This window comes from Microbacterium phycohabitans, from assembly GCF_032464935.1.
GTDB lineage: Bacteria > Actinomycetota > Actinomycetes > Actinomycetales > Microbacteriaceae > Microbacterium > Microbacterium phycohabitans.
In genome coordinates this window covers 475335-501095 of record NZ_JAWDIT010000002.1, presented here as the reverse complement: position 1 = coordinate 501095, position 25761 = coordinate 475335, and the positions used below count along the sequence as shown (strand labels likewise).

The 25761-nt window shown below is 69.2% G+C and carries 25 protein-coding genes; 11 read left to right on the top strand and 14 right to left on the bottom strand.

What is annotated here, in order from left to right; genetic code table 11:
* Positions 1 to 34 precede the first annotated feature (34 nt).
* On the bottom strand, positions 35 to 1564 hold the full coding sequence (locus RWH44_RS06760; protein WP_316003979.1) for a DUF8426 domain-containing protein: 1530 nt from the start codon (positions 1562 to 1564) through the stop codon (positions 35 to 37).
* Positions 1565 to 2102: 538 nt separating this feature from the next.
* Positions 2103 to 2999: a hypothetical protein gene (locus tag RWH44_RS06755; RefSeq protein ID WP_316003978.1), complete on the bottom strand. Its 897-nt coding sequence runs from the start codon at positions 2997 to 2999 to the stop codon at positions 2103 to 2105.
* Between the two features lie 309 nt (positions 3000 to 3308).
* Between RWH44_RS06755 and RWH44_RS06750 the strand changes: the two genes are divergently transcribed.
* Positions 3309 to 3866 (top strand): dihydrofolate reductase family protein, encoded by a 558-nt coding sequence (locus RWH44_RS06750; protein ID WP_316003977.1) that lies wholly within the window; start codon positions 3309 to 3311, stop codon positions 3864 to 3866.
* A gap of 45 nt (positions 3867 to 3911) precedes the next feature.
* On the opposite strand, the gene RWH44_RS06745 is transcribed toward RWH44_RS06750, so the two are convergent.
* A complete protein-coding gene (locus tag RWH44_RS06745) occupies positions 3912 to 4367 on the bottom strand; it encodes a VOC family protein (protein WP_316003976.1) in 456 nt (151 codons plus the stop codon).
* Positions 4368 to 4464: 97 nt separating this feature from the next.
* On the opposite strand from RWH44_RS06745, the gene RWH44_RS06740 reads away from it, so the two are divergent.
* Positions 4465 to 5418, top strand: coding sequence for a helix-turn-helix transcriptional regulator (locus RWH44_RS06740; RefSeq protein WP_316003975.1), 954 nt, complete (start codon positions 4465 to 4467; stop codon positions 5416 to 5418).
* On the opposite strand, the gene RWH44_RS06735 is transcribed toward RWH44_RS06740, so the two are convergent.
* Positions 5402 to 5749, bottom strand: coding sequence for a HepT-like ribonuclease domain-containing protein (locus RWH44_RS06735; protein WP_316003974.1), 348 nt, complete (start codon positions 5747 to 5749; stop codon positions 5402 to 5404). The genes RWH44_RS06740 and RWH44_RS06735 overlap by 17 nt on opposite strands.
* Positions 5746 to 6189 carry a helix-turn-helix domain-containing protein gene (locus RWH44_RS06730; protein ID WP_316003973.1) on the bottom strand — a complete coding sequence of 148 codons (444 nt, stop codon included), beginning with the start codon at positions 6187 to 6189 and terminating at the stop codon, positions 5746 to 5748. The genes RWH44_RS06735 and RWH44_RS06730 overlap by 4 nt, the downstream gene beginning before the upstream one ends.
* A 99-nt stretch (positions 6190 to 6288) precedes the next feature.
* Here RWH44_RS06730 and RWH44_RS06725 point away from each other — a divergent pair, with 99 nt between their 5' ends.
* A complete protein-coding gene (locus RWH44_RS06725; protein WP_316003972.1) occupies positions 6289 to 7746 on the top strand; it encodes a hypothetical protein in 1458 nt (485 codons plus the stop codon).
* Positions 7747 to 7940: 194 nt separating this feature from the next.
* On the opposite strand, the gene RWH44_RS06720 is transcribed toward RWH44_RS06725, so the two are convergent.
* The 3 genes from RWH44_RS06720 to RWH44_RS06710 form a co-directional block, all read right to left on the bottom strand.
* Complete coding sequence (locus tag RWH44_RS06720; RefSeq protein ID WP_316003971.1) at positions 7941 to 8288, bottom strand: HepT-like ribonuclease domain-containing protein; 348 nt, start codon at positions 8286 to 8288, stop codon at positions 7941 to 7943.
* Positions 8285 to 8728 carry a helix-turn-helix domain-containing protein gene (locus tag RWH44_RS06715; RefSeq protein ID WP_316003970.1) on the bottom strand — a complete coding sequence of 148 codons (444 nt, stop codon included), beginning with the start codon at positions 8726 to 8728 and terminating at the stop codon, positions 8285 to 8287. Before RWH44_RS06715 ends, RWH44_RS06720 begins: the two co-directional genes overlap by 4 nt.
* A gap of 96 nt (positions 8729 to 8824) precedes the next feature.
* Positions 8825 to 9901 carry an alkene reductase gene (locus RWH44_RS06710; RefSeq protein WP_316003969.1) on the bottom strand — a complete coding sequence of 359 codons (1077 nt, stop codon included), beginning with the start codon at positions 9899 to 9901 and terminating at the stop codon, positions 8825 to 8827.
* Positions 9902 to 10128: 227 nt separating this feature from the next.
* Here RWH44_RS06710 and RWH44_RS06705 point away from each other — a divergent pair, with 227 nt between their 5' ends.
* From RWH44_RS06705 to RWH44_RS06675, 7 genes are all read left to right on the top strand, one after another.
* On the top strand, positions 10129 to 10284 hold the full coding sequence (locus RWH44_RS06705; RefSeq protein WP_316003968.1) for a hypothetical protein: 156 nt from the start codon (positions 10129 to 10131) through the stop codon (positions 10282 to 10284).
* A 143-nt stretch (positions 10285 to 10427) separates the two neighbouring features.
* Entirely contained in the window at positions 10428 to 11069 is a 642-nt protein-coding gene (gene pdxH, locus RWH44_RS06700) for a pyridoxamine 5'-phosphate oxidase (RefSeq protein ID WP_316003967.1), read from the top strand.
* Between the two features lie 132 nt (positions 11070 to 11201).
* Complete coding sequence (locus RWH44_RS06695) at positions 11202 to 12359, top strand: GTPase family protein (RefSeq protein WP_316003966.1); 1158 nt, start codon at positions 11202 to 11204, stop codon at positions 12357 to 12359.
* 136 nt (positions 12360 to 12495) lie between these two features.
* Complete coding sequence (locus RWH44_RS06690; protein WP_316003965.1) at positions 12496 to 13152, top strand: HEAT repeat domain-containing protein; 657 nt, start codon at positions 12496 to 12498, stop codon at positions 13150 to 13152.
* 343 nt (positions 13153 to 13495) lie between these two features.
* Complete coding sequence (locus RWH44_RS06685) at positions 13496 to 14674, top strand: acyltransferase family protein (RefSeq protein WP_316003964.1); 1179 nt, start codon at positions 13496 to 13498, stop codon at positions 14672 to 14674.
* Positions 14675 to 14683: 9 nt separating this feature from the next.
* Positions 14684 to 14830, top strand: a complete 147-nt coding sequence (locus RWH44_RS06680) for a hypothetical protein (RefSeq protein ID WP_298876970.1) — start codon at positions 14684 to 14686, stop codon at positions 14828 to 14830.
* Positions 14831 to 14917: 87 nt separating this feature from the next.
* The gene (locus tag RWH44_RS06675; protein ID WP_316003963.1) at positions 14918 to 16405 is read left to right on the top strand and encodes an SDR family NAD(P)-dependent oxidoreductase; all 1488 of its coding nucleotides are present in this window, start codon (positions 14918 to 14920) and stop codon (positions 16403 to 16405) included.
* A 146-nt stretch (positions 16406 to 16551) separates the two neighbouring features.
* Here the strand turns inward: RWH44_RS06675 and RWH44_RS06670 are convergent, their stop codons facing one another.
* Both RWH44_RS06670 and RWH44_RS06665 read right to left on the bottom strand, forming a co-directional pair.
* A complete protein-coding gene (locus RWH44_RS06670) occupies positions 16552 to 16959 on the bottom strand; it encodes an NUDIX hydrolase (RefSeq protein ID WP_316003962.1) in 408 nt (135 codons plus the stop codon).
* A 201-nt stretch (positions 16960 to 17160) separates the two neighbouring features.
* Positions 17161 to 17682, bottom strand: a complete 522-nt coding sequence (locus tag RWH44_RS06665; protein WP_298876961.1) for a MarR family winged helix-turn-helix transcriptional regulator — start codon at positions 17680 to 17682, stop codon at positions 17161 to 17163.
* 81 nt (positions 17683 to 17763) lie between these two features.
* Here RWH44_RS06665 and RWH44_RS06660 point away from each other — a divergent pair, with 81 nt between their 5' ends.
* The gene (locus tag RWH44_RS06660; protein ID WP_316003961.1) at positions 17764 to 19905 is read left to right on the top strand and encodes an MMPL family transporter; all 2142 of its coding nucleotides are present in this window, start codon (positions 17764 to 17766) and stop codon (positions 19903 to 19905) included.
* A gap of 83 nt (positions 19906 to 19988) precedes the next feature.
* Here RWH44_RS06660 and RWH44_RS06655 read toward each other — a convergent pair whose 3' ends face one another.
* The 4 genes from RWH44_RS06655 to RWH44_RS06640 all read right to left on the bottom strand — a co-directional run bounded on the left by RWH44_RS06655 (position 19989) and on the right by RWH44_RS06640 (position 25398).
* Positions 19989 to 21257, bottom strand: a complete 1269-nt coding sequence (locus RWH44_RS06655; RefSeq protein ID WP_316003960.1) for an FtsX-like permease family protein — start codon at positions 21255 to 21257, stop codon at positions 19989 to 19991.
* 62 nt (positions 21258 to 21319) lie between these two features.
* Entirely contained in the window at positions 21320 to 22039 is a 720-nt protein-coding gene (locus tag RWH44_RS06650; protein WP_316003959.1) for an ABC transporter ATP-binding protein, read from the bottom strand.
* A 117-nt stretch (positions 22040 to 22156) separates the two neighbouring features.
* Positions 22157 to 24574 (bottom strand): phosphoenolpyruvate synthase, encoded by a 2418-nt coding sequence (gene ppsA, locus RWH44_RS06645; protein ID WP_316003958.1) that lies wholly within the window; start codon positions 24572 to 24574, stop codon positions 22157 to 22159.
* Positions 24571 to 25398, bottom strand: a complete 828-nt coding sequence (locus RWH44_RS06640; protein WP_316004271.1) for a pyruvate, water dikinase regulatory protein — start codon at positions 25396 to 25398, stop codon at positions 24571 to 24573. Before RWH44_RS06640 ends, ppsA begins: the two co-directional genes overlap by 4 nt.
* Between the last annotated feature and the right edge of the window lie 363 nt (positions 25399 to 25761).

Sequence of the window (25761 nt, the reverse complement as noted above, 5' to 3'; positions counted from 1 at the left end):
GATCGTCGCCTAGGCGGCGGCACGAGTTTGTGGATCAGGCCGTCCGTCTTGGAGAGTTTGAGGGCGCTGAGCGCTCTGGCGCAGAGCGCGACGAGTCGACGGCACGCAACAGCCTCAGCGTTCCTTCGAGCATTCCGAACGTCGACTCGGGCAGAGGATCCTGTGAGAAGTGCATCAGGCTGTTCCGCACATCAGCGATACTCTCCACCAGGGAGCGCAGTCGTTCTCGCGTGATCCCTGCCCAGCCGAGCTTGTCCCAGTTCTGGTCATCGTCGAACACGTACGGATACGCGCCGAGGGTGAGCCGATCAATCGTCTTGCAACGAGCGGGTGATCGTTCGATATCAGCGTCCGTGAGTCGACGTTTCACGGCGCGGCGCATTCGCATCTCGATCTCTTCGATCATCACCAGAGGTCGGCGGTCGCGGCCGAACTCTGCAGTGAGATCCGCGATGGTGACAATCCCGCCGATCTCGTTCGCTTCACCGCGAACGAATACGTATCCACTCGATTCGATCTGGGAAACGACATCGAGTACGTTTGCATAAGGTGCAACTGTTGGCGGAGATGTTGTCATGGCTTCCGCGACAATCGTCGGGTTCCCATGCATGTGTGCGATCGCGATGGATTCCCAAGTGATGACGCCCGCGAGACCGCCCGCCTCAACGACAGCCAGCTGGGAGAAGTTTCCCTCCAGCATGGCCGTCCTTGCGTCAGCGATGAGGTCGTCCCGGGATACCGACACCGGCGCGCGGCGAGCAGAGGGAATCTGATGGATGCGGTATCCGACCGAATGCTCTAGATCGAGCCTGGGCGCTGGAGAAGATGCTTGGTCGTGATGATCCAGCTTGGAGGGGTCGTCGATCGGCGTGATTACGATCTGTTCGTCGATCTCGGCGTCGGTGATCGACGGGACAGACTGGAGACCCGAGGTGTGCAGTAGTTCGTCTATAGAAGCAACTGTTTGCGCTGTTCTGCGGTCGGCCCCGGCAAGGTCAAGCAGTTCCCGCACCGTCATGGGTGTCGGCGTGCGGCGCGAGAGTCCGTCGATGCTGTTCGGAAGGGGGCTTCCCTCGCGCGCGGGACCAGGGTCGGGCCTGCCGTCCTGTACCTCCATGAGTCTCTCGACCGAGCCAAAACGCGACAGCTCGCAGATAGTGAGGAGCGACTTCAGTGATGCACGCAGATCATGTTTGAGGGTGTTGCGCTCGACATCCGACCGTCGCCATTCCACCCCTCGGAAGTGCTCGCCCTCTTCGCGATCGTCGAAGCCGTAATCCGAGCTGATCGTGCCGATCGCGAAGGTGCCGTCGGACTTCAGCGGCATCACCATGATGTCCCCGACGCGCATCTCGTTTACGAAACGATCTAGCTGCCCGGTCCAGTTTCCAATCAGATAGTTCGATTCACCGGGATGCGCCGCGCTGAGTGCATCTCGAATCTCCTCCCGCGAGAATCCCGAGAGATCCCCGACTTCGGACCAGCCGATTAGCGCGCGTCCGTCACGCAACGCGTCCTGTTCGCGTTCCCCATGCCGCCCGCCCCGCACCATCCATGCACGCACCTCGCCATTGTGGGCGCACGTCAACTCATACGGCAACTACCGGGTGGCGCTTGGCTAGCGACCGATAGCTCACGGATCGGGGCGGTCGCCGTCCGATTGGGACGTTGGGGCACTGCGGTCTGCGATGCTTCAAACTCCCTGGGGTGACAACTGCAGCCTGGCCTATCTATCGGGCGGCGGCGTCGACAGCTTGGCGCTGGAGGTCGGATCGTCGCCTCCGACTCATCCTTCCCGACAAGACGCCTCGAACGTCAGGTCCTACCTCGAGCGGTCTCGCCATAGTGCTGTGAATGCCACTGGGCGTGGAGCGGCTGCGATCGAGCGAACCGCTGATTACGAATCTCACTCGCGGGCGCCGACCGGCGGACAGAGCCTCGGCCTGTTATCAATCGCCAAGCATGGAACGGCGCGGGGCGTCCTGGTCTTGGGTAAGCAGATCCCCGTTCTTGATCAACGCACGTCTCAGAAAGCCAGGTGGGCAGGCGTGCTTTGGGCAGTGGAACCCACCGGGCGAAACCCCGGGGGTGATCCATGCCGCCTAAACGTCCGTTAGCGGCGCACTGACGTCGTTCCAGTCAGGGCTAAAGACGACAGCGGTCTCATCACTCCCGAGCTGCAGTTCGCAGACGGCACACCTGAAGAAGAGCGACACGGATGCGTACTCGGCGGGTTCGTCGAGTCCGCCGTACCTGAGGTCGACAACTCCCCACATGTGGCCGGTCCTCGAGCAGGCCGGGCAGGCTTGTTGCTCGTCAAAATCGGGCCCGATTTCGTAGGGCGCGGACTCTGCCAATTCTCGCTCGAGGCTGGCGGCCCACTCCTCAAAATCCCCATGTGACTTTCGTCGAACGCGCCGCTTGTTATCATAGACGGCCCGCGCGGAAACCAGCTTCCTATGTAGCTCCAGAATAAAGGCGTTGTAGCGGCCCTCCTGCGCCGAGGCCGCCGCTGGCGTGAGCCAGTCGGTAGCCTGCAGCCCTGACGCCTCCTGGACGAAGTGAATCCATAGCCCCAAGCGGTTTACATTCTGTTTGAGAGAGTTTTTCGAGAGGCCGACGTGGGCAGCTAAGTTTCGATCGCCGAGGATGCCCATACCAAAAGCTTCTACTTTCGTGCCTAGCGTGAGGTGTCGACTCAGAGCAATCTGTAGGTCGGCGGCATCTGCTGTTCTGGGCAGCTCGAGCACGTGCCCATTCGCACGCACGGCATCAACGGGATTTCGCATGATCAGTGCCGGATGCTCTTTGGCAAGTATCGACTTCGTGAGCAGCTCTACGGCCGCTCCAGCGTGGATACTCGCTCGTGCGGCCGCGAAGGTCGCCTCGGTGGGAGTTCCACCGTCGATCAGTTCGTACGCCGCTGAAGCGTGTTGTCCGGCGCATGTTAGGAGAGTCTCGTGCAGCGGAACTAGTTCCCACCACTCAGGATGTGTCATTGCCCAAGCCTTACACCCGCCGCCGTAACGATGCATGCGGGGTGGTGATCATTCTCGCCGTGAGACGTGGGTTGAGGTTGTGGGCGGACGGCGATTCGTAGCGAAGAAGGGTGTCCGGGCACGCGCCATGCGGACGAGCCGGCGGAGTCAACTAGCGCGTCCCGAACACTGTAGAAATTGCTTCAGCGACCGCGCTCACCAGCGCCAATGCGTCCGAGCCGCGGCCGGGTCGCCTCAACATGGGGAGTGACGTTGAGGGTGCGCCTCAAAAACGTTTCGTCGTTCGGGAGCAGCGAGGAGGATGAATGAGTGACCCAACCCCTCCGCTATGGCTTCAACACCACCCTCGACGGCTGCGTACACCACGAAGCGGGACTCCCGCCGGACGCCGAGTCGATGGCGTTCTGGACCGACGAGCTGCGCCGCTCCGACACGCTCCTCTACGGACGCGTCACGTACGAGCTGATGGAGGGCGTGTGGCGGCGACCCGCGTCGGGACCGTGGCCTGACTGGATAAATGACAGTGAGGTCGCGTTCGCGGAGGTGATGGATCCGATGCGGAAGGTCGTGGCATCCACTGCCCTCGACGCCGTGGACTGGAACGCCGAACTCCTTCGCGGGGATCTCGTCGACGGGGTGCGGCGGCTCAAGGAGCAGCCGGGGCGGGGGATCTCGCTCGGGGGTGTGCGGCTGCCGACGGCGCTCGCGGCGGCGGGGCTCATCGACGAGTACACGTTCGTGGTGCATCCGGTGATCGCCGGTCGCGGGCCCCGCTTGCTCGACGGCGTGGAGCTGACGCTCGAGCTAATCGAGCGGCGGGAGTTCCGTTCGGGCGTCACGGTGCAGCGATACCGGCCGGCGGCATAGCGCAGGCCCCGTGCGACCTGATCGCGCGAGGCCCTGCCTACCGGGTCACTCCGCGGCGACCGAGACGCTCCACGTCACGCCGAACGGGTCGGTCAGCATGCCGAACCCGGCGCTCCACGCCGAAACCGCGAGCGGCTCAACAACCGTGGCATCCACCGCCAAGGCATCCCAATAGCGCTGCAGCTCGTCCAGCGTGGGTGAACTGATCGAGACGAACAGCGCCTGGTCGGTGATCGTCGTGTTGTTCTCGCGGTGGGTGGAGCTGCCGCCGGCGATGCCGCCCTCGGTCTGGCCGGGGATGTCGTAGCCCATGAGGCGGAACCCGTTCTCGGCGGCGACCAGGCCGAAGACGAGCTTGTCGGAGCCGGGGATCTCGGCCGGCATCCCAAAATCGGCGTACGTGTTGATGACGGAGTGGCCGCCGAAGACGGACTGGTAGAACTCGAGCGCCTGACGGGCGTCGCCGCGGAAGTTCAGGTGGGTGGTGGTCTGCACGGACATGTCTGCTCCTTGGGTCTTGGGCCGGATCGGCTCGTGAGACCACCCTCGCAACCGTGTAGGTCGGTTTTTGTCCTAGACCGGAAATACCCTGGATGCCATGACCACGACATCGCGGCTGCTCACCCTGCTGTCGCTGTTGCAGACGCGACGCGACTGGCCGGGGTCGCTGCTCGCCTCGCGGCTCGGCATCACCGACCGCACGGTGCGGCGCGACATCGATCGCCTCCGCGAGATGGGGTACCGCATCGAGGCCACGATGGGTCCGGACGGCGGGTACCGTCTCGACTCCGGCGCCGAGCTGCCCCCGCTGCTCTTCGACGACGACCAGGCGCTCGCCGTCGCGATCGCGCTGCGCACCGCCCCGGCCCTCGGCGCGGGCATCGGCGAGGCGGCGATCCGCGCGCTCGCGACGATGCGCCAGGTCATGCCCTCGCGCCTGCGGCACCGCCTCGACACCCTTGACGTCACGACGGTCGCGCGGCCCGGGGCGGTGGCATCCCCCGAGATCTCCCTCGACGTGCTCGTCACGCTCGCGCAGGCGATCCGCGACCGGGTGACCCTGCGGTTCGACTACGGCGACGCGCTGCGGCGGGCGGAGCCGCACCACCTCGCCGTCTCGGACGGCCGGTGGTACCTCGTCGCGTGGGATCTCGACCGCGACGACTGGCGGATCTTCCGGGTCGATCGCATCCATCCGCGCATCCCGCACGGTGCCCCGTTCACCCCGCGCACGGTGCCCGGCGGAGACGTCGACGCGTTCGTCTCGGCCCGGTTCAAGGGAGCGGATGCCAACGCCTGGCCGTGCCGCGGAACGGTTCTGCTGCACCTCCCGGCGCGGGACGTGCGGCCCTTCGCCGGCGACGGAACCGTCACCGCGGTGGACGAGCGGAGCTGCACGCTCGAGGCGGGGTCGTGGTCGTGGGGAGCCCTCGCCGCGTCGCTCGGGCAGTTCGAGGCCGAGATGGACGTCGTGGGGCCGCCGGAGTTGGCGGAGGCGTTCCGGGTGCAGGCCGAGCGGTTCGCGCGGGCGGGCGCTACAGCCCGGGGATGACCACCTCGGCGAGGTAGGCGCGCAGCCGAGGAACGTCGACGGTCAGCGTCCGCCAGACGCGGTGCGGGTCGAGATCGTCGTACTGGTGGGCGGCGAAGTTTCGCATGTCGATGATCTGTCTCCACGGCTGCTCCGCGAAGCGCTCGCGTACCGGAACGGGGAACTTCGCGACGCTCTCGCCGATGCGGATCAGCCCCATCTCGGCCGCCCACTGCGCTTGGACGTCCGTGAGGAAGGGGTCCTTGCCGCCGGCCACGATCTGCGCGATCACCTCGCACACCGCAATGACCCGGGTCGCGGCATCCCGAGCCTTCAGCGCCTCCGCGTTCACACCGGCACCGCTTCGCGCAGGATGCGGTCGCGCAGCTCTCCGCGAAGGGTGTCGGATGCCACGACGTCGACCTCTGCCTGCAGGAGATCCGCAAGGGCGAGACGCAGGCCGATCTCGTCGAGCAATCCCGCATCGGCCGTGAAGTCGACGAGGAGGTCGACGTCAGAGGACTCGGTGGCCTGGTCGCGAGCCACCGACCCGAAGACCCGCGGATCGGTGGCGTGATACTGCACGACCAGTCGGTGGATCTCGTCGCGGTGGCGGAAGAGCCGATCGCGAAGGGTGCCCGCGAGCGCTCGCCGAATACGTTCGAGAACCTCGGGGCTCGGCTGACGGCGACCGTTCTCGTACGCCGAGATGTTCGGCTGCGGCACCTCAGCGGCGCGGGCGAGCTCGGCCTGGCTCACGCCGGCCGCTCGTCGTTCCGCGCGGATGTCCATCGGGGCAGAATATCGCGGGCGATATGGCCGTGTCGTCGATGAGGCGGGATCAGCGGGCGGCGCGGGAGCGGTAGTTGCAAGTTCTGTCAGACTCGGGTGGTGAACCCGGAAGACCTGTTCGCGCTAGAGGTAGTTGGCGTTGCGTGCTGCTTTCTTGCTGCCGTCGTTCTGATCGTTGAGTTTCGCGAGCGAAGGAGGGCCCGGTACGGAGTTTCCGTCAGAAGCATGCGACAAGGCCGCAATTCTCGCGTCGACATTCGCGAGTGTGACGGTGGTCGAAGGCGCGTGATTGCGCATGGCGTTGTGTGGTTGGATCAAGAGAACATCGCCCGGGCGGGCGACCCTCTTTTCTTCTCGCCGGAATCAGCTCTCAATCCGATATCAGTGATCCTTTTCGGGGAGCAGCTCGAGCACTCGGATCGACCGGACCCCGGAGTTGCGCGTCATATCGTCCTCGCTGACGATCGAGGTGCTGCGTTCTACATGGAGTGGACCGGCGATGCCTCTGTTGATTCCGGGGGCCTCGTCGTTCTTTGGACACTAGATCGACGGCGGCGCGGCGCCGCCCCCGTTGTCCTGCGAGACGACCAAGCTGCTGAGTGGCTCGCCTACCTCAAAGATCCCGACGCCAGCCCGCCTCCAGCCCCGCCGATCCGCTTCGCCCTACTCGCAGTCGTTCGTCAAACAGGTCTGTATTTGCTCGATACAAGGGCGGCGAAGAAGCGTTCTGCAGCGGATCGGCGCGGCGATGCCAAACGGGACGGAGATACCCGTGTCTGGGTGCACGGCGTAATTGCGGGGCTCCTCCTCTTGGTCGTGAGCCTGGTTGTATTGGACTTGATCGATATTCGTCAATACGTGCGACTTTCTGCGGACTACGACTGGCTGGCATTCATCGGGGCAATTGTTGGCGGCGTTGTCGGTGGTCTGGTTACGTTCGGAGGTGTTCTTTTAACACTCCGAAATGCCCAGTCGGCGGAGCGTTCTCGACAGGCGGCTGAAACTCTTCGAAACCGCTTGTCCATGCTGCCGTTATTTGAAATGAGCGTCAGCTATGACCCTAAGCATTTCGATAACTCTGCTGGCCAGCTTGCTGAGGAGCCCGGGACGCCGGTTTTCTCGATCGACGGAGCTAGCTCGGGCGATGAGGGGGCTTTACACTTCCGTCATGCGCTGCTTGTCAGCAATGTGGGGTTGGGTCATGCATTGCTAACGGCGGTGGAGTATACGGTCGGGGACAGCAAGGGGAATGTGCTCGCCGAGCAAAATACCGGCTTCGTGAATTTTCTGGTCAAGAACGGCTCCTCCCGAACCATCCGGGCATACTTCGTGGCTCCTCGTGATAATCCGCGTTTTGAGGATCCTCGTCAAAACGCGTACAACGTTGTTGTGACTTTGCGTTACCAGGACTTGATCGCTAACACATATCATCAGGTTGTTCGCACCGTTATCTACAAGGGTTTGAGCGCGGGCGAGGATCCGCGCACTGGGGGGACTCCTGTCAGTTCGCTCAGTTACGCGGAGCCCCCCATTCACGACGAGAGTGCTGCATTGTGATCGGACTTGGGTGTGCGCGACAGAAAATCCGTCGTCGTCGGTGTGCGTCGCCAATGCATTGTGGGACCCGCGGAACGTGTTCGCGGCGGCGAACCCGGTGTGATGGATCGCGGTGCGAGCCGGGGTGGGCGGCGGTGGTCGCTCGCCCCGGCTCGTCATGCCGAACAGGCGCTCCACGCTGAGGCCGCGACGGGCTACATTCCGGGGATCACGACATCGGCCAGGTAGGCGCGTAGCCGAGGCACGTCGCGGGTCAGCGTCCGCCAGACCCGGTGCGGATCGAGATCGTCGTACTGGTGTGCGGCGAAGTTCCGCATCGCGATGATCTGCCGCCACGGCTGCTCGGCAAAGCGCTCGCGCATCGAAGCGGGGATCTTCGCGATACTTTCGCCGATCCGCATCAGCCCCATCTCTGCAGCCCACTGGGCCTGGACGTCCGCGAGGAACGACTCCTCGCCCCGGGCCACGATCTGTGCGATCACGTCGCACACGGCAATGACCCGAGTCGCGGCATCCCGCGCCTTTTGCGCCTCCGCGGTCACACCGGTACCGCTTCGCGAAGGATGCGCTCGCGGAGATCGCCACGCAAGGTATCGGATGCCACGACGTCGACGTCGACGTGGAGAAGATCGGTGAGAGCCAGTCGTAGGCCCACCTCGTCGAGCAGTCCCGCCTCGGGGGTGAAGTCCACGAGGAGGTCGATGTCAGAGGACTCGGTGGATTCGCCTCGGGCGACGGAGCCGAACACCCGCGGATCGGTGGCGTGATGCTCGGCGACGATTCGGTGGATCTCGTCGCGGTGGCGGAAGAGCCGGTCGTTGAGGTCGCCCACGAGCGCTCGCCGAATGCGGTCGAGTACCTCGGGACTCGGCTGGCGCCGGCCGTTCTCGTAGGCGGAGATGTTCGGTTGCGGAACCTGAGCGGCGCGGGCGAGCTGAGCCTGACTCATGCCCGCCGCCCTGCGGCCCGCGCGGATGTTCATATCGACAGGATAGTGCAAGGGTTATCGAGGGCGATATAGCCCAGGAGAACGGGGCGGCGTCACTCTCGTGATGCCGCCCCGCGTGGCATCCGAATGTCAGTTCTCGAGGAACGGGTAGTCCGTGTATCCGCGCTCGTCGGGGCCGTAGACCGAGGCCTGGTCGACCTCGTTCTCGTCGGCGTTCTGCTCCCAGCGGGTGACGAGGTCGGGGTTGGCGATGGCGGGGCGGCCAACGGCGATCAGGTCGGCGATGCCCTCGTCGACGGCCGTGACGGCCTCTTCGCGCGTGGTCATCTTCGAGAAGCCGGAGTTGACGATGAAGGTGCCGCCGAAGGCGCGGCGCAGGTCCTGGATGAGGTCGCTCGCGGGGTCGGCGTGCAGCACGCTGAGGTAGGCCAAGCCCAGCGGGGCGAGGCCGGCGATGAGGGCCTCGTAGGTGGCGCGGGTCTCGGCGTCGTCCTTCTCCCAGACGTCCTGGATGTTGTGGGCGGGGGAGATGCGGATGCCGACGCGGTCGGCGCCGACCTCGGCGACGACGGCCTGGGCGACCTCGATGACGAAGCGGGCGCGGGCCTCGGGCGATCCGCCGTAGCCGTCGGTGCGCTGGTTGGAGGCGGGGGAGAGGAACTCGTGCAGCAGGTAGCCGTTCGCCGAGTGCAGCTCGACGCCGTCGATCCCGGCATCCACCGCTCGACGGGCTGCGGCGACGAACTCATCGCGGACGGTGGCGAGCTCCTCGGTCTCGAGGGCGTGCGGCACGGGGTAGGCGACCTTGGTGCCGTCGGCGAGGCGGGTGTCGCCCTCGATCGCGATCGCCGAGGGGGCGACGATGCGGTCGGTGCCGGTGATGTCGGTGTGGGTGACGCGTCCGCCGTTCATGAGCTGCATGAACACCACTCCGCCTTCGGCGTGCACGGCATCCGCGACCTTCGCCCAGCCGGCGGCCTGCTCGTCGGTGACGATTCCGGGCTGGCCGGGGTACGCCTTCGACTCGGCGCTCGGGAACACGCCCTCGGTGACGAGCAGGCCGATGCCGGCGCGCTGCTCGTAGTACTTCGCGACGATCGGTCCGGGAACGCCGTCGGCGCTCGCGCGCAGGCGGGTCATGGGGGCGAGCGACACGCGGTTGCGCACGCCGATGCTGCCGACGGTGGTGGGGCTGAACAGGCTCACGGGAGTCCTTTCGTGGGGGTCACAGGGCCACGCGAACGTAACGGAGCGCGGCGACGACCTATTCCATGCGGTGCACATGTGTGCGGCGGTGGGTTGACGGGGGACGCCGCCAGGTGCTGGCATCCACCCGTGGGGCTGGATAGCGTGGCCTTTCGTCCATAGAGCAGCGCAGCGCAGGGGGAACGGATGCCGATGTTTATCGCGGTCGCACGGGTCGGAGTCGAACGGTGATGGCGCGCGCGCCGTGGAACCGTCCGGGGGAATCCGCCCAGATCCGCCGGCTGCGCATCGCCTTGTTCTGGACCATGGTCGTGCTCGTGGTGGTCTTCGTGGCGACCCTGGTGTACTTCTTCGTGCGGTCGGCCGAGATCGCCGGGCTCTGATCCCGACGGCCTCACACGGCCGCCTTTCGCGGAACGACTTGCGCAGGCGTGTGTACGCGAATCGTCCCGGGCGGTGGTCGGGCCGCGGCCGGACCCCGCGCGCATACGATGGTGCCCCCAGCGACGCTTCGGAGGACCGCGCGATGACCGAGAATCCCCTCGCCCACCGCCTCGACTACACGCTCGACGAGCTCGACGACGCCGCGCTGTCGGCATCCCCCCTCGATCTCTTCCAACGGTGGCTGACGGACGCCGCCGACCTGCCCGAACCGAACGCGATGGTGGTCTCGACGGTGGATGCCGAGGCCCGACCGACCTCGCGGACGGTGCTGCTGCGCGGGGTCGACGACGACGGGGCGCTGTGGTTCTTCACCAACCGGGACTCGCGGAAGGGGCAGGCGCTGGCGGGGAACCCGGCGGTGTCGATCCTGTTCCCCTGGTACGCGCTACAGCGGCAGGTGATCGTGCTCGGCACGGCCACGCCGCTTCCCGCAGAACGCGATGACGCCTACTTCGCGTCGCGTCCGCGCGGGTCGCAGCTGTCGGCCTGGGCGAGCCACCAGTCGGAGCCCGTGGCATCCCGTGCCGCCCTCGAGGAGCAGATGGCGGAAGTGTCGGCCCGTTTCGGCGACGACCAGCCCGTGCCGCGGCCGCCGCACTGGGGCGGGTATCGGGTGGAGCCGCGGGAGATCGAGTTCTGGCAGGGGCGTCCGTCGCGGTTGCACGACCGGATCGTGTTCGTGCGGGATGGGGACGAGTGGGTGGGGCTGCGGCGACAGCCGTGACGCGTTGTGCGCGCTCGCGCAAGGGTCACTGTCAGACGGCGCGCGAGCGAGCCTGAGCCGTAGATTCGACACAACCTCATCCGCGCCCTGCGTCGCGGCATCCTGAGGCCGACGTGCGGGGGAGGCGAGACCATGGCGAAGAAGAACACCGACGCGCGGCAGCTCGACGAGAAGGCTTTCGTCGAGGCGACGTCGGAGGCGAAGTCGCGTTACGGGCGGTTCAATCTCGCGATCGTCGGCGCCTCGGGCGTGGGGAAGTCGTCGCTCGTCAACGCCGTGTTCGGGCGCGACTGGGCGAAGGTCGGGCGCGGGCTGCCGGTCACGCGCGGTGTGCACTTCTACAGCGACGATTCGCTGGGCATCTGGGACGTCGAGGGGTTCGAGATCGGCTCGCCCGTTCCGCCCGATCAGCAGCTGCGGAACCACCTGGATGCCATCGCCGCCCACTCCGGCGATCACCAGATCTCGGTCGTCTGGTACTGCGTGCGGGCCGCCGACGACCGGCTCACCCCGGCCGACATCGCCATGATCCGCGAGCTCGACGCGCGGGGGCTGCCGGTGATCCTCGTGTTGACCAAGGTCGACTGGATCAAGAATCCGATCACCGGGCACCAGGGCGTCGCGAAAGACCTGGAGGCGTTCGTCGAGTGGCTCAACGATCCGGTCGATCCGAACACCGGCGAGCGGCTGCGCATCCCCTACCGGCAGGTCATCCTCACCTCCACCCGCGACAAGAACGGGAAGGGCAAGGGGCACGGCCTCGGTGACCTTGTCACGGAGACGCTCGAGCTCGCGCCCGAGCGCGACAAGGACGCCTTTCGCATCGCACAGCGCCTCAACCTCCCGTGGAAGCGCGAGATGGCGCGGCCGATCATCGCCGCGGCGTCCGCAGCGGCCGCGGGAGCGGCGACCGTTCCGCTTCCTGTCTCGGATGCTGTCACGCTGGCGCCGATCCAGCTGACGATGATGGGGCGCATCGCCGCCATCTACGACCTCGAAGTCAAGACGATGCTGTCGGCGGGAGCGCTCGCACAGTTCGGCGTGCAGGTCGCCGGTCGCGCGCTCGCGACGAGCTTCCTGAAGCTGATCCCGGGCGCGGGCATCGTCGTGAACGCCGCGGTCGCGGGTGCTCTCACGGCGGCGACGGGCGAGAGCTGGCTCAAGATCTGCGAGCTCCTGCACACCGGCAAGATCGACGTGCGCAAGCTCGACCAGGAGTGGGCGAAGTACGCACCGAGCTTCATGGACGTGGCGCGGAAGCTGGTCGAGCGGCGCGTGGGGCGGAAGTAGGGCCCACGGAAGGCGGCGGCCCGCGGAGCAGGCGGCGGATGGATGCCGGTGACGCGCCGTTCCGCACCTCCCGGCCGGTCTCGGCATCCGCCGAGTCGGCCCCCGCCGTCGCACGGCGTGAAACCCTGGAACCACGATGACCGACACCCCCGCCTCCCGCCTGCGCGCCGCCCTCGCGCACTCCGACGCCTCCGCGCGGCTGCAGGCCGCGCTCGCCGCGGGAACCCGCCCCGACGACAGCTACATCGCCGAGCTCGTGGCCCGATGCGCCGTCGAGCCCGACTTCTTCGTGCGCGACATGCTCACGTGGGCGCTCACGCGGCACGACCCGGCGCGGGCGGTCGCGGAACTGCTGCCCGAGGTGGCCTCCGAGGTGCCGCAGGCGCGGAGTCAGGCCCTGCACACGCTGTCGAAGATCGGCGATCCCGCCGCGTTCGCCGTGATCACGCCGGCGGTGCTGCGCGATCGGCACCCCGAGGTGGCGCGGGCGGCGTGGCGCACGGCATCCGGACTCGTTCCCGACGACGCGCACGAGGCGCTCGCCGAAGAGCTCGCCACCCAGTTCGGCCGAGGCGACCACGACACCCAGCGCAGTCTGAGTCGGGCGTTCGCGGCGATTGGGTTCCGCGCCGAAGCGACCGTCGAGCGGGCGGCGGCCTCGCCCTACGACGTCGTGAGCGCGCACGCGCGGGCGACGGCGATCGTCATGGACGACCCCGACACCGAGTTCGCCGAAGCGGTGGTCGAAGCGCGGCGCGTGGTGGCGCAGCGGGCGCTGCCCGGGGAGGACTGACGCCGGGTCAGGCCTGGTGCATCTCGAGGGCCCCTCGCAGGGTGCAGACGGCCGGGAGGCCGGGCTCTGCACGACCCCGATCGAGGCGACCGGGTGAACTATCGGGCGCTGCATGCGGCCGCTCTCACGGAGGGAAATCGCCCCTCCTGCCGCGTCATTCCGCGGAAGATCGGTGCGCGCGACCTCGTCAAGCCCCCACCCCTCCCAGGGTTTTCCTCAACCAGTTCCCGTACCGTCTCTCCCGGTCTGCGCGACTCCACGTGCACAGGTCGGCCCAACGACGTCGCCGACGAGCGCCCGCCTCGCGCGCCAGGCGAACGACGACGGGACGGAAGGCGACGGCATGACCACGATGACGACCTCTCGTGTCGACGCCCGGCCGGTGGCATCCGCCCGGCCCGTGGCATCCGCCCGACCGACGGCGGCGCGGCACCTGCCCTCGCTCACCGGCCTGCGCTGGGCGACCGCGATGCTCATCTTCGGCCACCACCTCATGGCGGTCGAGTACTTCGGCGGCACCGCCGACGACGTATGGGCGTTCGTCTTCGAGGCCGGGAAGACCGGCGTCACGCTCTTCTTCATCCTGTCGGGGTTCGTGCTGGCCTGGGGCTACAAGCCGCAGCAGAGTGCCGGATCGTTCTGGTGGCACCGCTTCGCCCGCATCTATCCCCTGCACCTCGTGGGCGTGGGGCTCGCCCTGGTCGCGGCTGCGACCCTCGTGCCCGAGATCCGCACCGACGGCGCGGTCCCGCTGGCCGCCAACGTGCTCCTCGTCAACGGGTGGGTACCCGACTGGTGGCAGGCGGGAAACCCCGCCAGCTGGTCGCTCGTGTGCGAGGCGTTCTTCTACCTCAGCTTCCCCTTCCTCATCCGCCCGCTCGTGCGCCTGTCGGCCCGGGCGCAGACGATCGTCGTCGGCATCTCGCTCGCGCTCGTCGCGCTGGCCCCGCAGATCGCCGCGCTCTCGCCCGTGCCGATGTCGGCGGCATCCACTCCCCTCCTGCGACTGCCGGAGTTCGTCGTCGGCGTGACCCTGGCGCTCCTGGTGAAGCGGGGAGCATGGATGCCGCCGCGCCTGCGCTTCGTGCTCCCGCTCGCGGTCGTCGGCTACGCGCTGTCGGAGGCGCCGACCCTTCCCGGAACCGACGTGCACCCCGGTCTCGCCGTGACCGTCGGGGCGTTCGCGCTGCTCGTCTCGTCGCTGGCCTCGGCCGATGCGCATCGGTCGTCGACCTTCCTCGCGCGCCCGCTCTGGCAGGAGCTCGGGCGCGTGTCGTTCGCGTTCTACCTCGTGCACCTGCTGGTGATCGCGTCGGTGTCGTCGGCGTGGCCCGACGGGCATCCGCAGCTCCCGTGGCGACGGGCCGTGCTGCTCGCGCTCGCCGCATTCGGGATCGCACTCGCTCTGGCGTTCGTGATGCACAAGGTCGTCGAGGTTCCGGTCCAGCGCTGGCTGCTGCGGTACGACCGGGCACGGACGCAACGCGCAGCGACCGTGGCCGGGGTCGAGGCCGCTCGATAGGCTCGCGGGATGTACGGTGCCCACTCCCTGATCCTTCTTCTCGTGTGGGGCGTCGGCCTCGCGGTCATCGGGGCGGCCCTGTACGTCGTGGTGCGCCTCGCCGTGCTGCACGCGTTGAAGGCGCACACGCGGTGGGTCGACGGCGGGAAGCAGTAGGCGCGGTCGGCCGCTGAACCGCAGCGCGCTCGGCCGCGACACGCCCGGGCCCACCGGTCGTCCAGCAAGGCCCCGGTACACTGCCCCGTGCCCGAAACACTGCTGAGCCCCGACCGCGATGCCGCGCGGTCGACCACCATCGACCCGTCCGAGCTCGAGATCGCGCTGCGCGTCATCGACGCCGCTTCCTCGCTCGACCACGACGACCCCGCCTACATCGCCCTGCGCCGCCAGACCGGCAAGCTCTACAAGGACGTCAAGCGGCAGTCGCGCAAGGAGAAGCGCCAGCGCATCGCCGACGCCGACCGCGCGGTCGTCGCCGCCACCGCCACCGGCGCCCCCGACCGCATCGACGACGAGACCCGTGGCATCCCGCTGCAGGCGCGTACCGCCATGCCGTTCGCGGGCGAGCTGATCAAGGCCCGCGCCTGCTACATCTGCAAGCAGGACTACACCCTCGTCGACGCGTTCTATCACCAGCTCTGCCCCGACTGCGCCGCGATGAGCCACGAGAAGCGCGACGCCCGCACCGACCTGACCGGCCGACGCGCCCTGCTCACCGGCGGCCGCGCCAAGATCGGGATGTACATCGCCCTGCGGCTGCTGCGCGACGGCGCGCACACCACGATCACCACGCGGTTCCCCCGCGACGCCGTGCGCCGTTTCTCGTCGCTCCCCGACAGCGCCGACTGGCTGCACCGCCTCAAGGTCGTGGGCATCGACCTGCGCGACCCGGCGCAGGTGATCGGTCTCGCCGAGTCGGTGGCATCCGATGGGCCCCTCGATATCCTCATCAACAACGCCGCCCAGACCGTGCGGCGGTCTCCTGGGGCCTACAAACCCCTGGTGGATGCCGAACTGGCACCGCTCCCCGACGGCCCGCTGCCCGAGCTCGTCACCTTCGGCCACACCAACGACGCGCACCCGCTCGCGCTCGCGCAGTCGGTGTCGGCGCACCCGATCCTCGCCTCGGCCGCCCGCACGGCCGACGAGCTGACCGCGGAGGCGATGGCGGCAGGATCCTCATCGCTCGAGCGACTGATGACAGGAACGGCGATCGACGCGGGCGGCCTCATCCCCGACGAGGACCGCATCAACAGCTGGACGCAGCACGTCGACCAGGTCGAGCCGCTCGAGATGCTCGAGGTGCAGCTGGCGAACATGACCGCGCCGTTCCTGCTCGTCAGTCGCCTGCGGCCCGCGATGGCGGCATCCACGTTCGACCGCAAGTACATCGTCAACGTCTCGGCGATGGAGGGCGTGTTCGGTCGCGGATACAAGGGACCCGGCCACCCGCACACCAACATGGCCAAGGCGGCGCTGAACATGCTCACGCGCACGAGCGCCCGCGAGATGTTCGAGGCGGACGGCATCCTCATGACCGCCGTCGACACCGGCTGGATCACCGACGAACGCCCGCACTTCACCAAGGTGCGCCTGGCCGAGGAGGGCTTCCACGCCCCGCTCGACCTCGTCGACGGAGCCGCGCGCGTGTACGACCCGATCGTGCGCGGCGAGGCCGGCGAAGACCTGTTCGGCATCTTCCTGAAGGACTACCGCAAGAGCTCGTGGTGAGTCGGCGCCTGATCCCCGCGGCGTGAGGTCGGCGAGTGGGGCGTGAGGTCTCTGAGCTCGTCGAAGGGTCCGGGGGCTTCGACAGGCTCAGCCCCCTGGGGCGTGAGGTCCCTGAGCTCGTCGAAGGGGCCGGCGCGACCGCCGCGTCAGGCCGGCAGGAAGTACTGCCGCGCGAGCGGGGCGATCTCGATCCCGGATGCCGTCGCGGCGGTGACCCAGCGGAGCTCGGCGATCTCGGCATCCGGGGTCGGCTGCTGCTCGCCGATGTCGACGCGGAACACGTCGGCGACCACCTCGAAGCCGGGCTCGTTGGCCGCGGACGCGGTGAACTCTCCGAGGGGCTCCAGGACATCGGGGTCGACGTGCACGCCGATCTCCTCCGCGAGCTCGCGCGCGAGGGTCTCGGCCGCGTTCTCGCCCGCCTCGGGCTTGCCGCCGGGCTGCATGAACGCCGTCGTCCCGGCCTTGCGCACGACGAGCAGGCGCCCGTCGGCGTCGGTGATGACGGCGGCGGAGACGTGGATTCGGCGGGGGGTCGTGGCATCCGGAAGCACTCCCGCACGGTAGCAGCCGCGCCGGGCCCCTCCGTCCCCCCGCGCGCGGCGCACCCACAACCCCGTTGAGTGTCCAGAACACGCCGTCGGCGACGTCGTCCGAACGGCATGTCTTGGACACTCGACGGAGCGGCGGGCGCGGAGCGCCGTGCGCGGAGCGCCGGGCGCTGGGCGGGGCGGGGCGGGGCGCGCGGCCCCGGGTCAGTGCGTCGTGCGGGGGACCGCCATCGACCGGATCTCGCCGTCGTCGGGGATGCCGTACGACGCGATCACTCGCTCGAGGTAGCGGGTGATGACCTCCTGCTCCTCGTCGCTGAACTCGTCGAGCACGGCGTCGACGCTCGCGATCATCGGCATGAGGTGCCCCATCGCGCGGGCCATCGACGTGTCGGTGGGCACCACGAGCACGCTGCGGCGGTCGGTGGGGTGCGGGGTGCGCGTGACATGTCCGAGGTCGACGAGGCGGTCGATCGCGGCGGTGGTGGCGGCGGTCGTGAGGTCGAGGCGGCGCGAGAGCTCACCCGGCGACAGGGGGCCCGACATGACGAGGTGGCCCATGGCATCCAGGCCCGTCGGGTTGACGGCGAGTTCGCGCTGCAGGGCCTTCTCGAACACCGATCCGGCGGTGAAGAGGTCGCGCACGAGCGCGGTCGGGCGCCGCGTGGGCGGCACGGCGACGCCGCCGACGACGGGGGGTGGGGAGGAAGGATTCGGCTCTTCCATGACTGGCACTCTACGCGTGATTGGGCTACCTTTCTCGTATCTCGATTATCGAGATACTCCAAAATCTAGCGAAGGCTCCCCATGACCGGCTTCCTCCGTTTCCTCACCTCGGCCCGCACGTCGTGGATCGTGCTCGTCGTGGCGTTCGCGGGCGTCGCGGCGCTGTTCGCTCTCGGCTCGGGCGCGACGAGCGACACGGCACCGGCCACCGGGCTGCCCGACAGCGCCGAGTCCGTGCAGGTGCAGAAGGTGCTCGACACCTTCCCCGACGCCGACACCACCTCGGCGCTGGTCGTCTTCGCCTCCGACGACGGAGCGGCGCTGTCCGCCGAGACGGTCGCCGCCATTCAGCAGAAGTCCTTCGGCGATCTCGTCGATCTCACCCCCGACGGGTTCATCCCGCCGGCGCAGGTCTCCGAAGACGGAACCGTCGCGCTGCTGATCGTGCCCCTCGCCCCCGAAGCGAACGTCGAAGTCCAAGCCGAGCGCGCCGCGGAGATCCGCACCCTCGCGGCCGACGGCCTCGACGGGGTGCGCACGTACCTCACCGGTCCCGAGGGCTTCGAGGTCGACATCGCCGCGGTCTTCGACGGCGCCGACTTCACCCTGCTGCTGACCACCGTCATCGTCGTCGCCGTGCTGCTGCTCATCACCTATCGCAGTCCGTGGCTCTGGCTCGTGCCGCTCATCGTCATCGGCACCGCCGACGCGTCGGCCGGAATCGTCGCGCGCCGCGTGGCCGCTGCGGTGGGAGTGCAGCTCGACGCGTCGATCACCGGCATCCTGTCGGTGCTCGTGTTCGGCGCGGGCACCAACTACGCCCTGCTGCTCATCGCGCGCTACCGCGACGAACTGCGCCTCGCCGAAGATCGTCGCGAGGCCATGCGCCGCGCCGTCCGCGGCGCCGGTCCCGCGATCATCGCCAGCGGTTCCACCGTGGCCTTGGCCCTGGCGACCCTGTTGCTCGGCGAGCTGTCGGGCAACCGGGCGCTCGGGCTCGCCTGCGCGGTGGGCGTCGTCGTGGCGATGGCGTTCGCGCTGATCGTGCTCCCGGCCGCTCTCGTGCTGTTCGGCCGCTGGTTGTTCTGGCCCTACATCCCGCGCTTCGGTTCGCCCGATGCCATCTCGCGCAGCCCGTGGGGCAAGCTCGGCCGCGGGGTCTCGCGTCGTCCGGTCGTGGTCGCGCTGACCGGGGCGGTCGTGCTCGGAGCGCTCGCGAGCGGCCTGTTCTTCGTGCAGACGGGTCTGTCGCAGAACGATCGCTTCCTGCAGAAGCCCGACGCCGTGACGGGACAGGAGGTGCTCGCAGAGGCCTTCTCGGCCGGCGCCACCTCCCCGGCGACGGTGGTCGCCCCGGTGGCCGACGCCGACGCGGTCGTCGCGGCCGCGAGCGGGATCGAGGGCGTCGACTCCGCCCGCCTGGTCGAGGAGAACGGCGACTGGGCCCGCGTCGACGTCACGCTGTCGTCTGCGGCCGAGACGCCCGAGGCCTTCGCGACGATCGAGCGGCTGCGCGCCGACCTCGACACCGTCGGCTCCGGCGACGCGCTCGTCGGCGGACTCGACGCCCAGGCCCTCGACGTCGCGGGCGCCCAGGAGCGCGATCAGTCGCTGATCATCCCGCTGATCCTCGTGCTGGTCTTCCTCGTGCTGGTGATCCTGCTGCGAGCCCTGTTGGCGCCGATCCTGCTGCTGCTGGCCGTCGTCGCGAGCTTCTTCTCGGCGGTGGGCGCCGCGTGGTGGCTGTTCCAGACGCCGCTGTTCGGCTTCCCCGCGATCGACACGAACGTGCTCCTGTTCAGCTTCCTGTTCCTGGTCGCCCTCGGCGTGGACTACAGCATCTTCCTCGTCACCCGCGCCCAGGAGGAGAGCCGCACGCTCGGCACCACGCAGGGCATGATCCGCGCGCTCGCCGCGACCGGCGCGGTGATCACGAGTGCCGGCATCCTGCTCGCCGCGGTGTTCGCGGTGCTGGGCGTGCTGCCGCTCATCACGCTCACGCAGATCGGCATCATCGTCTGCATCGGCGTGCTGATCGACACGCTACTCGTGCGCACGGTCATCGTGCCGGCCATGGCGTTCATCGCCGGAGACCGGTTCTGGTGGCCCCGCAAGCCGAAGGTGACGGATGCCGAGGCCGCGGCGCTTTCCGCAGAGGCGCCCGAGCAGGTCGAGGCACCGGCGACCCGCGCCGAACGCCGCAAGGGCGTCGGCGTCCGATGAGACCCGCGGGCCGGGAGGAGCCCCCAATAACCCTCCCGGTCCGCGGCCCCGCCCGCGTTCGCGGCGGGCGGGGGGCCACGGGCTCAGATCGTCTCGCGGCGGATGCCGTCGACGATCGGCCGAGTCGACGCCAGCGCCGCCCGCACCAGGGCGAAGCCGCCGACGAAAGTCGCGACGATGGTGAGCACCGACAGGGGCGCGACGAAAAGGCTGATCCCCACGATCGGGAACGCCATCACCGCCCCCAGCGCGGCACCGCCTCCCGCCGCCCACCGCAACGGCACCATGACCGTGAGTCGACGTGCGCGCCGCAGTTCGGCATCCGGGATGCCGAGACGGTCGAGCCCGATGAGAAGCTCGCGATCCTCGAGCGCCGACGCGGCCTGCGTCACCCCCACGGCGCAGGCGAGCAGGAGGAACGCGATACCGAGCGTCACGAGGACGCCCGTGCGGATGTCGCCCATCAGGAACGTCGGACCCGCGTCGCCGGCCGCGTCGACGATCGACAGTCCGCACCCGGCCACCACCGCGATGAAGGCGACGATCGCCATGCCCGACACGCGCCGCCAGGCGGGGCCCGCGTGCGCGGCGAGCTCGCGTCCCGCGATGAGCTCGGATGCCGTGCGCGCGCGGCGCGCCAGCGACCGGCCCCGCGCGGCGACGATCGGCGCCCCGATGAGGTTGAGCAGGGCGAGCGCGCCCGCGAACGCGCCGAGCAGCAGGGCGATCCCCACCGCCGGGCCGAGCAGCTGCGCGACGACCGAGAAGTTCGACACGACCAGCACGACGGCCACGATCAGCACCCCGCCGACCACGAGCGCGGCGGTGCGTGACGGGGGAGCGGCACTGCGCGTGCGCACTCCGAGCGGGGTGACGGCGACCCGCCGCAGGCTCGCGGCCGCGCTCGCCGCACCGATCACGACGACGCCGATGAGCACGCCGAGTCCGAGCAGCGGGTCGATCGCGACGGCGGCGACGCCGACGGCTGCGCCGAAGAACGGCAGAAGCCCCACGAGCGGCAGGAGCGCCGCGTAGATCGCGACTCCCGCGACGGCGCCGACGGCGGCCACGGCCGTCGCCTCGAGCACGGTGAGCGCCCACAGTTCGCGCGTGCTCGCGCCCAGCAGCCGCAGGGTCGCGAGCCGGTCGTTGCGTCGTCGACTCGTGAGGCGCGCGGCGGCGGCACCGAGCGTGACGAGCGGAACGGCGAGCAGCAGCAGCGCGAGCACCGCGAGGATGCCGTACAGGCCGCCGCCGTCGGCCGTGCGCGGGTCGACGAGGAACATCCGCGCCCCGCCGGCGACCACGAGCAGCAGCGCGGTGGTGACGGCGAACGCGACGATCGGCAGCACGACAGCGGCACGCCCCTACCGCGCGGGTCGGCTCAACTGCCGCGCCAGGGGGAGGACGACACTCATCGCGCACCCCCGGTCGAGGCGGCCGCACCGGTGTCGCTCACCACGCGCCCGTCGCTCACCCGCACCGTGCGCGAGCACCGGCGGGCGACATCGGCGTCGTGCGTGACCACGACGAGCGTGCGCCCCTGGCCCGTCGTGGCGTGCAGCAGAGCGTCGAGCACCTCGGCCGAGGTCGCCGAGTCGAGGGCCCCGGTCGGCTCGTCGGCGAAGACCACCGGGGCGCCGGTCACCTGGGCGCGCGCGATCGCCACGCGCTGCGCCTGCCCGCCCGACAGCTGACCGATCCGACGCTCCTCGAGCCCGGCCAGCCCGAGCGCCGCCAGCCACACGGCCGCGTGCCGCTCGGCATCCTGTCGTTTCGCCCCCGTCAGCAGCAGGGGCAGTGCTGCGTTCTCGACGGCCGTCAGCTCGGGCAGCAGCAGGTGCTGCTGGAACACGAAGCCCAGGGCCTCGCGACGCACGCGGGCGCGCTCGCTCTCCGAGAGCCCGACCAGCTCCCGCGGAGCGGCGCCGGGGGCCGACAGCACGATCGAGCCGGCATCGGGGGCGATGACCGCCGCGAGGCAGTGCAGCAGCGTGGTCTTGCCCGATCCCGACGGCCCCATCACGGCGACCGACTCGCCGGCGCGGATGGTCAGCGAGACGTCGTCGAGGGCGCGTAGGTCTCCATAGCTCTTGACGAGGCCGTGGGCGGTGAGCACAGCAGAAGAAGTCATGCCTCCATCCCAGCGACCGAACCTCACCGCGTCGTCGGTCGCGGGAAGTATCCGCGTCGTCCGAGCGGACGATCCGACACGGGCCGGGACGCCCCCACGCGCCCCGGCCCGCCGCCGTCACAACCCCGACAGGTGAGCCCGCGCCAGGATCTCGGCCTTGGGCCGCTCGTCCGCCGCGAGGGCGAGCCAGGTCTCCACGACCGTGTCGGGGTTCAGCGACAGCGACTGGATGCCACGAGCCACGAGCCACTGCGCGAAGTCGGGGTGGTCGCTCGGTCCCTGTCCGCAGATGCCGACGTACTTGCCCTGTCGCCGGCACGCGTCGATCGCCATGCCGAGCAGGTGCAGCACCGCGGGATCGCGCTCGTCGAAGGCGGATGCCATGAGCGCGGAGTCGCGGTCGAGGCCCAGGGTCAGCTGAGTCATGTCGTTCGAGCCGATCGAGAAGCCGTCGAAGTGCTCGAGGAAGCGCTCCGCGAGGATCGCGTTGGCGGGCAGCTCGCACATCATGACGACCTTGAGTCCGTTCTCGCCGCGGCGCAGGCCGTTCTGCGCGAGCAGGTCGACGACGGCCTTCGCCTCGCCGACCGTGCGCACGAACGGCACCATGATCTGCACGTTCGTGAGCCCCATCTCGTCGCGGACGCGCCGCAGCGCTTCGCACTCCATGTCGAAGCACGCGCGGAACTCCGGCGAGACGTAGCGCGCCGCCCCGCGGTACCCGAGCATCGGGTTCTCCTCGTCGGGCTCGTACAGCGTGCCGCCGATGAGGTTCGCGTACTCGTTGGACTTGAAGTCCGACAGGCGCACGATCACGGGCTCGGGAGCGAAGGCCGCCGCGATCATCGAGACGCCCTCGGCGACCCGCTGGATGAAGTACTCCTCGGGCGAGGGGTAGGCCGCGATGCGCGCGCGGATGTCGTCGGCCAGCGCCCCGTCGAGGCGGTCGAGCTCGAGCAGCGCCCGCGGGTGGATGCCGATCTGCCGGTTGATGATGAACTCCAGGCGAGCCAGCCCCACGCCCGCGTGCGGCAGCCGCGAGAACGCGAAGGCCTGGTCGGGCGTGCCGACGTTCATCATCATCTTCACGGGGGCGGCCGGCATCCGGTCGAGTTCGGTCTGTTCCTCGGCGAAGCTCAGGATGCCGTCGTACACGAGGCCGTCGTCGCCCTCGGCGCACGAGACGGTGACCTCCTGGCCGTCGGTCAGCGCGTGCGTGGCGACGCAGGTGCCGACGACCGCCGGGATGCCGAGCTCGCGCGCGATGATCGCCGCGTGGCAGGTGCGTCCGCCGCGGTCGGTGACGATCGCCGAGGCGCGCTTCATGATCGGCTCCCAGTCGGGATCGGTCATGTCGGCCACGAGCACGTCGCCGTGCGCGAAGTCGGCCATCTGGTCGATCGAGCGGAGCACGCGCACGCGCCCCGCGCCGATGCGCTGACCGATCGCGCGGCCCTCGACGAGCACCGCGCTGCGCTCGGCCAGGACGAAACGGCTCAGGACGTTCGCCGACCGCCGCGACACCACGGTCTCCGGTCGCGCCTGGAGCACGTACAGCTGTCCGTCGACGCCGTCCTTGCCCCACTCGATGTCCATCGGGCGGCCGTAGTGAGCCTCGATCACGAGCGCGATGCGGCCGAGCTCCTCGACCTCCGCGTCGGTGATCGAGAAGCGCGTGCGGTCGTCGGCATCCACTTCGACGAAGGCCGTGCTGCCGTCGACGTGCTGCCCGTCGGCGTACCGCATCGCGATGGCCTTCTCGCCCACGCTGCGCTTGAGGATCGCGGGACGGCCGGCGGCGAGGCCCGGCTTGTAGACGTAGAACTCGTCGGGGTTGACCGCACCCTGCACGACCGCTTCGCCGAGGCCGTACGAGCTGGTGACGAAGACCGCGTCGTCGAAGCCCGACTCGGTGTCGAGGGTGAACATCACTCCCGAGGCCCCGACGTCGGAGCGCACCATGCGCTGCACCCCGGCCGAAAGGGCGACCTCGTGGTGGTCGAAGCCGTGGTGCGCGCGGTACGCGATCGCGCGGTCGTTGTAGAGCGAGGCGAACACCCGACGGATCGCCTGCAGGATGTTGCCGATCCCGCCGATGTTGAGGAACGTCTCCTGCTGCCCCGCGAACGAGGCGTCGGGGAGATCCTCCGCGGTGGCGCTGGAGCGCACCGCCCAGGTCACGGCATCCGGATCCTGCTCGCCCGCGACGAGGGCTGCGTACGCGGTACGGATGTCGGCGTCGAGGTCGTCGGGGAACGGCTGCTCCTCGATCCACGCGCGCACGCGGCCCCCGAGCTGGCTGAGGGCCGCGACGTCGTCGACGTCGACGCCCTCGACCGCGTCGCGGATGCGGGCGTCGAGGCCGTCGTGCGCGAGGAAACGCCCGAACGCGTCGGAGGTCGTCGCGAATCCCGGAGGGACGCGGATGCCGGCGGATGCCAGGTGCGACACCATCTCGCCGAGCGAGGCGTTCTTGCCGCCGACGCGGGCGAGGTCGCCCATGCCGATCTCGTCGAAGCGCAGGATGTTGGTCATGGGGTGGGCCTTTCTCGGGGTCGGTCCCGCAGGTTCATGGACTGCAGGATCACGGCGGACATCTCCTCGACGCTCCGGGTCGCGGAGCTGAGGAACGGGATGCGGGTGCGGCGGTAGAGGTCTTCGGCCCGGCGGATCTCAAGGGTGCACTGGGCGAGGCTGGCGTAGGTCGACTGCGGTCTGCGCTCGTGCCGCACCTGGCTGAGGCGCAGGGCGGTCGTGGTCAGTCCGAAGCAGCGGTCGGCGTGCGGCGCGACGATGCGCGGCAGGCCGTCGGTGGGGAAGTCGTCGTCGGTGAGCGGGTAGTTCGCCACCAGCAGCCCGTAGTGCAGGGCGAGGTACATCGTGGTGGGCGTCTTGCCGCATCGAGAGGGAGCGACGATGATCACGTCGGCACTGGCGAGATCGCGCCCGCTCTGACCGTCGTCGTGCTCGATCGCGAACTCCACCGCGCGCATGCGGCGGAAGTACTGCTCGAGGTCGCCCAGGCCGTGATACTGCCCCGCGCGGGTCTCGGCGGTCGCGCCGAGCTCCGCCTCGAGCTCGGTGAGGTGCCCGGCCAGCAGGTCGATGACCACCGCGCCCGCGTCGGCGAGACGACGCCGGATGCCGGCATCCTTCACCGTCGCGAAGACGATCGGCGCATCGCCGTCGGTCGCGGACCGCCGGAGGCGCGCGACGACCGCGTCGACGGAGGTGACGCTGCCGAGGAACGGGATGGTGTGCCGCTCGAAGCGGGCGCCCGGGAAGTTCGCGAGCAGGGCGCTGCCGAGCGTCTCGGCGGTGATGCCCGTGCTGTCCGACACGAAGAACACCGCGCGCATCTCGACGCCGAGGTCGGTCGCCGCGCGGTCGGCGGGTGAAGCTGGCAACGGCGCAAACGCGGCGGCGCGTGAAGCCGGGAGCGGTACGGCCGCGGCGGCGGGTGAAGCCGGCAACGGCGCGGACGCGGCGGCGGGCGCGACCGTCGGGTCGAAAGGTGGGGCCATGCGACGACGCTAGGGGCGAGTTCGTCGATCTTCGCGACCGTTATGACCGAAAGAAGACGCGTTCTTACTGATCCGCTAAGGGACCGGTTGTGGTCTGACCACTTCCCCGCTCGACTCCCTCTTCGCTCGGCGGTCCCCGGCCGGTCGGTCGGGAAGCCCGCGGCGGCCATGTCGCGACGCTACGGTGACGGACGGAAA

Coding starts and splice junctions, on each gene's coding strand:
- RWH44_RS06755 (WP_316003978.1), bottom strand. CDS start 2,999: ATGACACATCCTGAGTGGTGGGAACTAGTTCCGCTGCACGAGACTCTC.
- RWH44_RS06745 (WP_316003976.1), bottom strand. CDS start 4,367: ATGTCCGTGCAGACCACCACCCACCTGAACTTCCGCGGCGACGCCCGT.
- RWH44_RS06740 (WP_316003975.1), top strand. CDS start 4,465: ATGACCACGACATCGCGGCTGCTCACCCTGCTGTCGCTGTTGCAGACG.
- RWH44_RS06730 (WP_316003973.1), bottom strand. CDS start 6,189: ATGGACATCCGCGCGGAACGACGAGCGGCCGGCGTGAGCCAGGCCGAG.
- RWH44_RS06715 (WP_316003970.1), bottom strand. CDS start 8,728: ATGAACATCCGCGCGGGCCGCAGGGCGGCGGGCATGAGTCAGGCTCAG.
- pdxH (WP_316003967.1), top strand. CDS start 10,428: ATGACCGAGAATCCCCTCGCCCACCGCCTCGACTACACGCTCGACGAG.
- RWH44_RS06695 (WP_316003966.1), top strand. CDS start 11,202: ATGGCGAAGAAGAACACCGACGCGCGGCAGCTCGACGAGAAGGCTTTC.
- RWH44_RS06690 (WP_316003965.1), top strand. CDS start 12,496: ATGACCGACACCCCCGCCTCCCGCCTGCGCGCCGCCCTCGCGCACTCC.
- RWH44_RS06685 (WP_316003964.1), top strand. CDS start 13,496: ATGACCACGATGACGACCTCTCGTGTCGACGCCCGGCCGGTGGCATCC.
- RWH44_RS06680 (WP_298876970.1), top strand. CDS start 14,684: ATGTACGGTGCCCACTCCCTGATCCTTCTTCTCGTGTGGGGCGTCGGC.
- RWH44_RS06665 (WP_298876961.1), bottom strand. CDS start 17,682: ATGGAAGAGCCGAATCCTTCCTCCCCACCCCCCGTCGTCGGCGGCGTC.
- RWH44_RS06660 (WP_316003961.1), top strand. CDS start 17,764: ATGACCGGCTTCCTCCGTTTCCTCACCTCGGCCCGCACGTCGTGGATC.
- RWH44_RS06650 (WP_316003959.1), bottom strand. CDS start 22,039: ATGACTTCTTCTGCTGTGCTCACCGCCCACGGCCTCGTCAAGAGCTAT.
- ppsA (WP_316003958.1), bottom strand. CDS start 24,574: ATGACCAACATCCTGCGCTTCGACGAGATCGGCATGGGCGACCTCGCC.
- RWH44_RS06640 (WP_316004271.1), bottom strand. CDS start 25,398: ATGCGCGCGGTGTTCTTCGTGTCGGACAGCACGGGCATCACCGCCGAG.